Origin of the sequence: Streptomyces sp. NPDC050732, from assembly GCF_040654255.1 — a bacterium.
In the GTDB taxonomy this organism is placed as follows: domain Bacteria; phylum Actinomycetota; class Actinomycetes; order Streptomycetales; family Streptomycetaceae; genus Streptomyces.
The window spans coordinates 1-10,593 of the sequence record NZ_JBFAHP010000071.1; the positions used below are offsets into that span (position 1 = coordinate 1).

At 71.8% G+C, this 10,593-nt stretch carries 7 protein-coding genes; 4 read left to right on the plus strand and 3 right to left on the minus strand.

What is annotated here, in order from left to right; translation table 11 throughout:
• Window positions 1-1,731: transcriptional regulator (locus tag AB0H82_RS36140; RefSeq protein ID WP_362999784.1), on the plus strand; the 1,731-nt coding region annotated here is incomplete at its 5' end.
• Between the two features lie 27 nt (window positions 1,732-1,758).
• On the opposite strand, the gene AB0H82_RS36145 is transcribed toward AB0H82_RS36140, so the two are convergent.
• The gene (locus tag AB0H82_RS36145) at window positions 1,759-3,630 is read right to left on the minus strand and encodes a sigma-70 family RNA polymerase sigma factor (RefSeq protein ID WP_362999785.1); all 1,872 of its coding nucleotides are present in this window, start codon (window positions 3,628-3,630) and stop codon (window positions 1,759-1,761) included.
• Window positions 3,631-3,833: 203 nt separating this feature from the next.
• Window positions 3,834-4,604 (minus strand): helix-turn-helix domain-containing protein, encoded by a 771-nt coding sequence (locus tag AB0H82_RS36150; protein ID WP_362999786.1) that lies wholly within the window; start codon window positions 4,602-4,604, stop codon window positions 3,834-3,836.
• A gap of 372 nt (window positions 4,605-4,976) precedes the next feature.
• On the opposite strand from AB0H82_RS36150, the gene AB0H82_RS36155 reads away from it, so the two are divergent.
• Together AB0H82_RS36155 and AB0H82_RS36160 are read left to right on the plus strand one after the other, a co-directional pair.
• The gene (locus tag AB0H82_RS36155; RefSeq protein WP_362999787.1) at window positions 4,977-6,371 is read left to right on the plus strand and encodes an NAD(P)/FAD-dependent oxidoreductase; all 1,395 of its coding nucleotides are present in this window, start codon (window positions 4,977-4,979) and stop codon (window positions 6,369-6,371) included.
• 165 nt (window positions 6,372-6,536) lie between these two features.
• Window positions 6,537-8,234 (plus strand): ATP-binding SpoIIE family protein phosphatase, encoded by a 1,698-nt coding sequence (locus AB0H82_RS36160; protein WP_362999788.1) that lies wholly within the window; start codon window positions 6,537-6,539, stop codon window positions 8,232-8,234.
• A 33-nt stretch (window positions 8,235-8,267) separates the two neighbouring features.
• Here AB0H82_RS36160 and AB0H82_RS36165 read toward each other — a convergent pair whose 3' ends face one another.
• Window positions 8,268-9,554 carry an MFS transporter gene (locus tag AB0H82_RS36165; RefSeq protein WP_362999789.1) on the minus strand — a complete coding sequence of 429 codons (1,287 nt, stop codon included), beginning with the start codon at window positions 9,552-9,554 and terminating at the stop codon, window positions 8,268-8,270.
• A gap of 135 nt (window positions 9,555-9,689) precedes the next feature.
• Here AB0H82_RS36165 and AB0H82_RS36170 point away from each other — a divergent pair, with 135 nt between their 5' ends.
• Window positions 9,690-10,238, plus strand: coding sequence for a MarR family transcriptional regulator (locus tag AB0H82_RS36170; RefSeq protein ID WP_362999790.1), 549 nt, complete (start codon window positions 9,690-9,692; stop codon window positions 10,236-10,238).
• The last annotated feature ends 355 nt before the right edge of the window (window positions 10,239-10,593 follow it).

Here is a 10,593-nt window from a genome sequence, read left to right on the forward strand (position 1 = left end):
CTGCGAGCCGTCGTCGACTGGTCCTGGGACCTCCTGGACGACGCCGAGCGGACCGTGCTGCGCGAGGCGTCCGTCTTCGCGGGCAGCTGGGACCTCCCCGCGGCGGAGGCCGTGTGCACCGCACCCGCCACCGACCTCATCGGCGCCCTGGTCGACAAGTCCCTGATCGTGGCCGTCCCGGACGCCGGCTCCCCGGACGGCGGCATGCGCTACCGCCTCCTTGAGACCATCCACGAGTACGCGACCGAGCGCGCCGCCGAGACCCCCGGGCTCCTCGCCGCGGCCGAGGCCCGCCACTCGGCGTACTTCGCGGACCTCGTCGCCCGCGCCGAGCCCCGGCTCCGCTCCGCGGAGCAACTGCCGTGGATCACCCGCATGGAGACCGAGCTCGACAACATCCGGGCGGCCCTCCAGCGCACCGTCGAGTCCGGTGACACGGCCTCGGCGATCGCGATGGTGCTGCACACGGGCTGGTTCTGGTGGCTGCGCAACTACCGCAGGGAGGGCGCCGACTGGATGGCCCGTGTCCTGGACCTCGCCCCGCCCGGCCTCCCCACGGAGGACGACCCGCTCTACTGGCCGTGGATGAACCTCCACCTGCTGCACCTGTGCCTGGTCGCGGAGTCCAGCCCCGCCGACTCCCTGACCCACCAGGGCGAGTGGACCGACCCGGAGCGCGTCGCGGCGGTGCGTGCCGCGTTCGAGAGGCCGGTGCCGGAGGCCGCCCGCTTCCCCGGGCTGCTCTGGCCGTTCACCGTCTTCTTCACCGGCGGAACCCACGAGCACGCGCTCGAACCGCTGAACCGGGCGATCGAGAACTGCCGTCGGTACGGCGGGGACTGGGACCTCGGCGTCATCCTCATGTTCCGCACCCACATGGCCGTCGACATGCCGGGCAACCTCTCGGGCGTCGACGAGGACCTGGCGGAGCTGCGGGAGCTGAGCCGCCGCGTGGGCGACCGCTGGATGCGGGCCCAGGTGTGCAGCGCTGCGGGCGAGGCCGCCATGGCCCGCAGCCACCACGAGGAGGCCCGCGGGGAGTACGAGGAAGCGCTGCGCCTCGCCTACGAGGTGGGTGCCCATGCCGAGGCGCCGTTCCTCCTCGCCCGGCTCGCCGAGATCTCCTACCGCGAGGGCGACAGGAACGTCGCGTTGAAGGTGCTCGACGAGGCGAGCCGGGAGGCCGACCGGTACGGGGTGACGGACTCCCGCGCCTTCGTACGACTGCTGCGCTCGCTCATGGTTCTGGAGGACGGGGACGTCGTCGAGGCCCGCAGGCTGTTCCAGGAGGCACGCGGCGAGTCCTCGTACGGCAACTCGCCGCCCCCGCAGTTCGAAGCGGGCCTCGACGGAGTGGAGGCCCGCATCGTCGCGGCCGAGTCGGGGCCGGCCGCCGGCCTGCCGCTCGTCGTCGACGCGGTGCGCACGGCGTGGACGGCCCGGTGCTCCGAAATGATCGTGGCGTCCCTGGTGGACGGCGCCGCCGTGCTCCTGAGCGACCTCGGCGACCAGCCGCGCGCGGCCCGGCTGCTCGCTGTCGCCACGTCCCTGCGCAACGGCCACCCGCGCCCCATGCCGGAGGCCGCGGAGGCGGACCGCGTGGAGCGCGAGGCGCTGGCCGCGCTCGGCCCGGACGGGTACGAACGGGAGCGTGCCGCGGGCAGCGCACTGACGGTCGACGAGGCGATCGCCGTGGCGGCCGAGGCGGTGCCCCCGCAGGACCGGCCATAGGCCTGCGTCGGAGCAGGCCCCGCGCCGCTAGGTGCAGGACATCCGCGACTGCGCCCAGTCCGCGAGGGCCGTCGTGTCGAACGGCGTGTGCGGTTCGACGACGAGCCGGACCGTCTTGCGGCCCGTCAGGCCCACGTGCACGGGCACCGCCGGGTCACCGCCCCTGACCAGTGGGGACTGCCACAACCGCGCCCCGTCCCCGTACACGGAGAAGCGCACCTTGCCGAGCCCCATCGTCATGTCGTCGACTCCGACGACCGCGTCGTACGTCGAACAGCTGCGGTTCAGGTCGATGGTGACGGAGGACCTGCCGTGCACGGTCACGCCGTGGGAGTACCGCTTGTCGCCGATCGAGAGGCCCCAGCGCTGCCACACCCAGCTGCTCTCGCCGAGCCGCATCTCGGGCTCGGTGCCGTCGCCGGTGAGGCCGTACCTCAGCTCGTTCCACTGGTAGACCTTCGGTGGCGGCGGCGGAGGCGGGGGCGGCTTCGGGGTCGGCTTGGGAGGTGTGGGCGTGGGCTTCGGGGCGGGCGGGGGCGGCTTCGGCCGGGGCTTCTCCTTCGCGGGAGGCTTCGGCTTCGGCGTGGGGGTCGGGGTCGGGGCGGGGCTGGGTTCCGCGGCCGGCACGGGCGGCGGGGGCGGTTTGGGCTTCGGCTTCGGTGACGGCGGCTTCTGCGGCACGATCGTCTCGGACACCGCGGGCTCCTTGGCCTTCGGCGGCGGGCCCTCCTTGGGCTTGCCGCTGCCTCCGGAGAGGGCGATCGCCGCTGCGACACCGGCCGCCACGACGACGCTCGCCGCGATCCCCGCCTTCGCAGGGGCGCCGAGACCTTCGGAGGCGGCGGCTCCGCCAGCGGCCGAACCGCCGGCCGATCCGCTCGCCGCTGCCGCACCGGCGGCCCCCGCGGCGCCCGCTCCCGCGGTGCCGCCGCCGACGAGCGCGGCCACCTTCGCGTACCCGGCGGCGCCGAACCAGCCGATGACGGCGATGGGCACGACCGCCGGGATGCCGCTCGCGACGTCCTTGATCTGGCCCGCGGCGAGGCGGCACTTGGCGCACTCCTCCAGATGCTTGCGCAGCCCCCGCTCGGCACGGGTGCGCAGGCCGCCGCGGGCGTAGGCACCGAGCCGGTCGGCGTAGCGCGCGCACTCCTCGCTCTCGGTGAGCGTCGCGCTGACGTGCGCCTGCAGATAGGCCTGCTTGAGGCCCTCGCGGGCACGGCTCGCGAGCACGCGCGTGCCGTTCGCGTCGAGGCCGAAGAGCGTGGCGACCTCGCTCGGGGACTCCTCCTCGACCTCCGTGTGCCACAGGACGGCCTGCCAGCGCTCCGGCAGGCTCCGGAAGGCCTGCATGGCCATCGACTGCTCGGCCTCGTGCATCGCGCGGACGTCCGCGCCGAGTTCCAGACCCGCTCCGAAGGAGCCGATGGACGCGGTGTCGTCGGAGACCTCGGCGCCGCGTGCCGCCTGCGCGGCGAACACCGCGAAGTCGTCGACCAGCTGCTCCCGCTTCGCCGACTGCGTCCACCCGGCGGCGACCCGCCGCACGGTGGTGAGCAGATAGGCGCGCACCGCGTACTCGGGCCCGCTGCCGCCGCGCACCGCCTGCAGCATGCGGGCGAACACCTCGGCGGTGAGGTCGTCGGCGGTGTGGGCGTCCCGGCAGCAGGTGCGTGCGTAGCGGCGCACGGCTTCGGCGTGCCGGCGGTACAGCTCCTCGTACGCGGAGTCGTCGCCCGACCGCATCCGGGCGATCAGGTCGGCGTCGGACACCGGGGCCGCCTCGCCGCCCTCGCGCTGCGGTGGCACGCGCGACCCACCGGTCTCCGTGTCGCCGCCGCCCGAGGGAGCCCCCTCGCCGAACCCGGCGGACGACTCGTCCGGACCGTCAACACTCATCGCGGAACGCCCCCGGTTGCACACTCAGACCCGATTACCGGGAAAGAGTGACACACGGGCGTGCCGAGGCCGACGGTGCAGACGTTCAACCACCCGTCCGGGGCGATTTACCGCAATGGAGCACTACCTTTCACCCGTTCGGGGAAGGCTCAACGTTCGCTGCCTGACGCGACGTCGAGCCTTCCGCCGGGTGACCCGACCGGTTACGCGGGCCGGGACCGCAGCCCTTCGAGCAGGATGTCGAGGAGCCGCGAAGAGGCCGCCGCCTGCTGTGCCGCGTCGGGCAGCGAGGGCGCCGCCGTCGCTATCACCAGCAGGACGTCGGCCACCGTCACGTCCGCGCGCAGCTCGCCCGCCGCACGGGCCCGGTCCACGAGACGGCCGACGACGTCGAGCAGAGTCGCCGCCCCCGCGTCGTCACCCAGGGAGCTCGACTCCTCGACGGGCGCCTGGCGCTGTTCGATCAGACGCAGCTCGGGAGAGTCAGGGGCCGGCTGCCGCTGCTGCGGCACCCGCGCCTCTTCCTCCTGGGCGGCGCCGTCCTCGACGCTCACCCGCAGCACCTGCGGCGGCAGCAGCCGCCCCGCACCCGACGCCACCGACGTCCGCAGGAAGCGCGAGAGCGCCGACCACGGCTCGTCCTCCTGCCCGAGCGCCGCACGCGCCTGGTCCGTCAGCCGGGAGGTCTCCTCCTCGGCTATCCGCCTGACCAGCACGTCCTTGCTCGGGAAGCGTCGGTACACCGTGCCGACACCGACCCGCGCGCGGCGCGCCACGTCCTCCATCGGCGCGCCGTACCCCAGCTCGCCGAAGACTTCGCGTGCCGCCCTGAGCACATGTTCGAGATTGCGCTGTGCGTCGACACGCAGCGGTGTCGTGCGCGCTCCTTCCCCCATGTCACGTCCGTTCCCGCTCGGGCCGACGGCTGATGCCGGCACGGCGGCGGAAGTCCAGTGAGTCTCCTGAATGTGCATACACGTTCCCCCGGTAATGACGTCTCCCCCCGGAGACACTCCCCGCCATTGGCTACCGACGTGTGAGGAGCGAGCCCTTCCGCGAGCCGTGAATCCGGCTCGACGAGCGCATCCCCCGACACCCCGACGTCCCACGAACATAGTTGAGCGGGAGTCAATTCAGAAGAGGCGGGTTCCGCACAGAGCGCCCCCCGATCGGAGTACGCGCCCTTTCAGGCCTTGTCGCACCCCACTCCCACACCCCCCTCGCCCATGCTGACCTGGGCACCTCCACCGCCCCGCGGCACGCCGCCGGGCCTTTCCCGCACACCGCGCCCGGTCACACAAATTGCCGGGCCTGTGGACAAACTCCGGAGCCCGGTGCGTCATGGGATGGTGAAGGCTGCGATCTCCCGGGGGACGACCCCCGTACCTCCGGACTGTGTACGCATTCTCGTCGTCGGCGGTGGCTACGTCGGCATGTACACCGCGCTGAGACTCCAACGAAAGCTGAAACGGGAGCTCAAGCGGGGCGAGGTCGAGATCGTCGTGATCACCCCCGACCCGTACATGACGTACCAGCCGTTCCTGCCCGAGGCGGCGGCCGGCTCCATCTCGCCGCGCCACGTCGTCGTGCCGCTCCGCCGTGTCCTCGACAAGTGCCGCATCGTCATCGGCGAGGTCGAGACCGTCGACCACGCCAAGCGCACCGCGACGTTCACCACCCTCGCCACCGAGGAGGAGGGCACCGGGCCCGTCCAGATCGCGTACGACCACCTGGTCATGGCCCCCGGCTCCATCGCGCGCACGCTGCCCGTGCCCGGCCTCGCCGAGTACGCCATTGGCTTCAAGACCGTCGAAGAGGCCATCGGCCTGCGCAACCACGTCATCGAACAGATGGACATCGCCTCCTCCACCCGTGACCCCGCCATCCGCGACGCCGCCCTGACCTTCGTCTTCGTGGGCGGCGGCTACGCGGGCGTCGAGGCGCTCGGCGAGCTGGAGGACATGGCGCGCTACGCCTCGCGGTACTACCACAACATCAAGCCCGAGGACATGAAGTGGATCCTCGTCGAGGCGACGGGCCGGATCCTGCCCGAAGTCGGCGAGGAAATGGGCAAGTACACGGTGCGCGAACTGCGAAGGCGCAATATCGACGTACGCCTCGACACGCGTCTTGACTCCTGCGAGGACCGCGTGGCCGTCCTCAGCGACGGCGCCCGCCACCCCACCCGCACCGTCGTCTGGACCGCGGGCGTCAAACCCCACCCCGTACTCGCCGCGTCGGACCTGCCGCTGAACGAACGCGGCCGCCTCACATGCACCGCACAGCTGACCGTCGAAGGCACCACGCACGCGTGGGGCGCGGGAGACGCCGCCGCGGTCCCCGACGTCACGGCGGACCGACCGGGCACCGAGTGCGCGCCCAACGCCCAGCACGCCGTGCGCCAGGCCAAGGTCCTCGGCGACAACATCGTCGCGTCCCTGCACGACCGGCCCCTCCAGGAGTACACGCACAAATACGTGGGCTCCGTCGCCTCCCTGGGACTGCACAAAGGTGTCGCGCACGTCTACGGACGCAAGCTGAAGGGCTACCCTGCCTGGTTCATGCACCGCGTCTACCACCTGAGCAGAGTGCCGACCATCAACCGCAAGTCCCGAGTGCTCGCCGAATGGACGCTGTCCGGCCTGTTCAAACGCGAGATCGTCTCCCTGGGGTCGCTCGAACACCCCCGTGCGGAGTTCGAACTCGCAGCCGGTGGCGAACGCCCGAAGGAGTCCTCCTGACCGGAGTCAGGAACTCCCCGCACGGCACCGGCGTCTGACGGTTGTCAGTCCGTTCGGCCAGACTGTCCGTGTGACCATGGGCAGGCCGTCAGGCCGACACCAGGGACGTCCGCTCGCGACATGCTGTGTTCCCGATCCAGAAGCGACACCACGAGGCCTACCGCAGTGAACTTCACGCGCTGGAGCGCCCGGCTCCCCGGAACGCAGCGCCGCGCAGCAGCGCGGACCGAACAAGCGATCGCCCCCGCACCGCGTGGGGACGGCTCCGTCCCCGCGGCCCGCGCCGAGCGGCCCACCGACGGAGCGGAGACCGCACCCCCGGACGGCCCCGCGGGCGGCCCAGGACCCGACGGCATCGACGAGCTCCCGATCCGCGAGGTGCTCGACCGCATCCCCGCCCTCGTCGCCCTGGTGCACGGCACCGACCACCGCATCGCGTACGTCAACGACGCGTACGTGGCCGCCTTTGGCCCCCGGCCCGTCGGCGAGACCGCGCGCGTGGCACTGCCCGAGCTGGAGGAGCTGGGGCTGCTGCCCCTCCTGGACCAGGTCCTGCGCAGCTCCAAGCCGCGCACCGTCAAGTCCCGCAAGGCCTCCTCCGGCCGCTCGTACACCTTCACGTGCACCCCCGTGACACTCCCGCTCGGCGGCTCCGCAGCGGGCCCCGAAGAGGGCGGCGGCGTCCTCGTGTTCGCCGCCGACGTCACCGACCACGCCGAGGCGGCCGAGCGCCTGCGCACCAGCGAGCGGGCCCAGCGCGAGACGGCCGTCACCCTCCAGAAGTCCCTCCTGCCCCAGGAGCTGGAGCAGCCCGACGACCTCCGCATCGCCGCCACGTACCAACCGGGCGGCACCGAGGCCGCGGTCGGCGGCGACTGGTACGACGTGATCACCCTCGGCGGCGGCCGCACCGCCCTCGTCATCGGCGACGTGATGGGCCGCGGCGTCCGCGCGGCGGCCGTCATGGGCCAGCTCCGCACCGCCGTGCGCGCCTACGCCCGCCTGGACCTGCCCCCGCACGAGGTCCTGCAGCTCCTCGACGGCCTCGCCGCCGAGATCGACGCCAGCCAGATCGCCACGTGTGTCTACGCGGTGCACGACCCGAACGAAGGAAGCCTCGTCTACGCCTCCGCGGGCCACCTCCCCATCCTCGTCCGCGACGAGAACGGCACCATCCACAAAGCGGAGGAGCCCACAGGCCCCCCGCTCGGCACCGGCGGCTGGCTGCACACCTCGGGATCCGTGCCGCTCGGCCCCGGCTCCACCGCCGTCCTCTACACGGACGGCCTCGTCGAGCGGCGCAGCGAGGACATCGACGAAGGCGTCGCCTCCCTGGAGCGCGCCCTGGCCGGCGCCACCGGCACGCCCCAAGTGGTCTGCGACCGCCTGATCCGCGCCCTGGGAGTGACCGCCGACCACGACGACGACGTCGCCGTCCTCGTCCTCCAGCACCCCGCCCGCGCCGGCTCGGACGCCGAGCTCTTCAGGAACGCCGCCCTGGAGCTCCTCGGCGGCGTGGAAGCCGCTCCACGCGCGCGTGCCTTCGCGACGGGCGTCCTCGCCAGCTGGCGCTTCTCCCCGGAACTGCACGACCTGGGCGTCCTCGCCGCCAGCGAACTGGTCGCCAACTCCCTCCAGCACGGCACCCCGCCGATGCGGCTCCGCCTGCGCCGCACCGACCGCCGGCTGATCATCGAGGTCACCGACGGCGACGACCACCTGCCGCGCCGCCGCCGCGCCGAACCTGCCGACGAGGCGGGACGCGGCATCGCCATCGTCGCCACGATCGCGTCGAACTGGGGCTCGCGCCGCACACCGGGCGGCGGCAAGGCCGTCTGGTGCGAGTTCGCGCTCCCGAAGTAGCGGGCGTCACGCGTCGGCCGTGAGCAGCGGGCGTTACGCGTCGGCCGTGGCGGGTGCGGCCGTAGTAGGGCCGCCCTGCGCCACCACCGGGCTCTTGGCCAGTGAGGGCTGGTTCTGCACGGGCGTGAGCCCGCGCCCGAGGCGCACCGCGAGCACCGTGATGCCCAGCGAGAACAGCACGAACGTCACGATGTACGGGACGTGCAGCGCGGCACCCATCGGCCCGCCCACGGCCGGACCGACCGCCAGGGCCAACTGCTTCACCAGGGCGAACGCCGAGTTGTACTGACCGACCATGCCGCCCGGCGCGAGATCCGCGACCAGCGGCGCGACAGTCGGCGACAGCATCGCCTCACCGAGCCCGAAGAGGGCGTACGTCGACACGAACGCGGCGGTCGCCATCGCCTGGCTGCCGTGCCCGAGCCCGGCGTACCCGGCGAGGAGCCACGCGAACGCCCAGATCAGACCGACGGCCGCGATCACCCGGGACCGCTTGCGCCGCTCGACGAACTTCAGGACGGCGAACTGCGCGAGCACGATGACCGCGGTGTTGGCGGCCAGCGCGATGCCGAGCGTCGACGGCGAGATCCCCGCGGCCTCCACGCCGTACGCGGAGAGGCCCGACTCGAACTGCCCGTAGCAGGCGAAGAAGATCACGAAGCCGAGCACGCACAGCTGCACCATGGCCTTGTGCTTCAGGAGCGCGCGCATGCCGCCCCGGGGGGCCGAGGCATCCTTGGGCATCGAGTCCTGGATGGACGGCGCGTGCGGCAGCCGCACGGTCAGCGCGATGGCCGCGAGCACCAGGAACATCACGGACTCGATGGAGAACAGCAGCGTGAAGCTGCCGGGACGGTCCTCGTCGACGATCTGGCCGCCGATGAGACCACCGATGCCGAGGCCCAGGTTCTGCAGGAAGAACTGCATCGCGAAGGACCGCGTACGGGTGGCCGGCGTCGACGACCACACGATCATCGTCGCCAGCGCGGGCTGCATCACGGCCGTACCCGCGCCGAGCAGGGCCGCGGAGAGGATCGCCGTCGTCTCACTGTCCGCGACGCCGAGCGCAACCGCGCCCACGGAGGCGACGACCGCCGCGCCCACCAGCACGGGGAGGGGGCCGCGACGGTCGATGACGCGGCCGGTGACGGGCAGGACGATCAGCGCGGCCATGGCGAAGGCGGCGAGCACGATGCCCGCCGCACTCGATCCCAGATCTCGCACCTGCGCCACATAGACGTAGAGGAACGGGACCGTGAAACCGATGCCGAACGCGCTCAGCGCGCTGCCTGCCTGGATACGACGCATCGCTGCGCCCATCGCCCTGGTCACTTTCACCTGCCTTAGGAGTCGGTGTGAAGCCTTAGAAGTGAAGACTTCGAAGCTAAAGTTAGGATCTAAACAATACACACCGAAGGACTTCGATGCCAAGCAGGCCCGTGCCATACTCGGCCCATGGGTGACACCCCCGGCCCGACCGAGCCGACACTTGAAGAGCAGATCGCCGCGTATCAGCGCGAGTTCCAGGACCTCGACCCGCAGGTCGAGCAGATCGTCTCGGCCCTCGGCCGCCTGAACCGCCGGATGAACGTGGCCTACGGGCGCCAGACGGCGACCCTCGGGATCAGCAACGCCGAGTGGGAGGTCCTCAAGGCCCTCGTCCTCTCGGGGGCTCCGTACCAAATGGGTCCCGGCGAGCTGGCCAAGCGGCTCGGCCTGACCCCGGCGGCCATGACCCACCGCATCGACCGCATGGTGGCGGAGGGCCTGGTCACCCGGGACCGCGACGAGACCAACCGGGTCCGTGTGATCGTCGAGCTGACCGCGGAGGGCCGCGAGAAGTGGCTGGAGGCGATGCGCCTGGCCACGGTCTTCGAGGAGGACCTCCTCCAGGACCTGTCCCAGGCGGAGCGCGGCGCCCTGGGTGAGGTGCTCACCCGTCTTCTACGCCGTGTGGAGCACGCCCAGCCGGACGCCGGCGGACGCCTCACCGACCTGGACTGAACGCCCTGGACTGAACCGCCCTCCGGCGGGGCACAGGGTGGGGTTGACAGTCACCTGCTGGATCCGTAAGGTTCTTCGGGTTGCCACGGAGCCGTAACGGTTCTGCGACAGCGCATCCCGCCGCTGATCGAGCGGCAAAACAAACTCAGCACGACCTCCCAACGGATGCAATTCGGCATGCCCGAATTCAATTCCAAGGCTCGATTATGAGTCGCCGGGAAAACCCGCTAGAGTTTGAGACGTCGGAACGGCCCAACAGCCGCGAAGACACCTCCCGCTGACTGGGAGTCAGGCCCGAAAGGATCTGATAGAGTCGGAACCGCCGGAAAGGGAAACGCGAAAGCCGAAAGGCCGG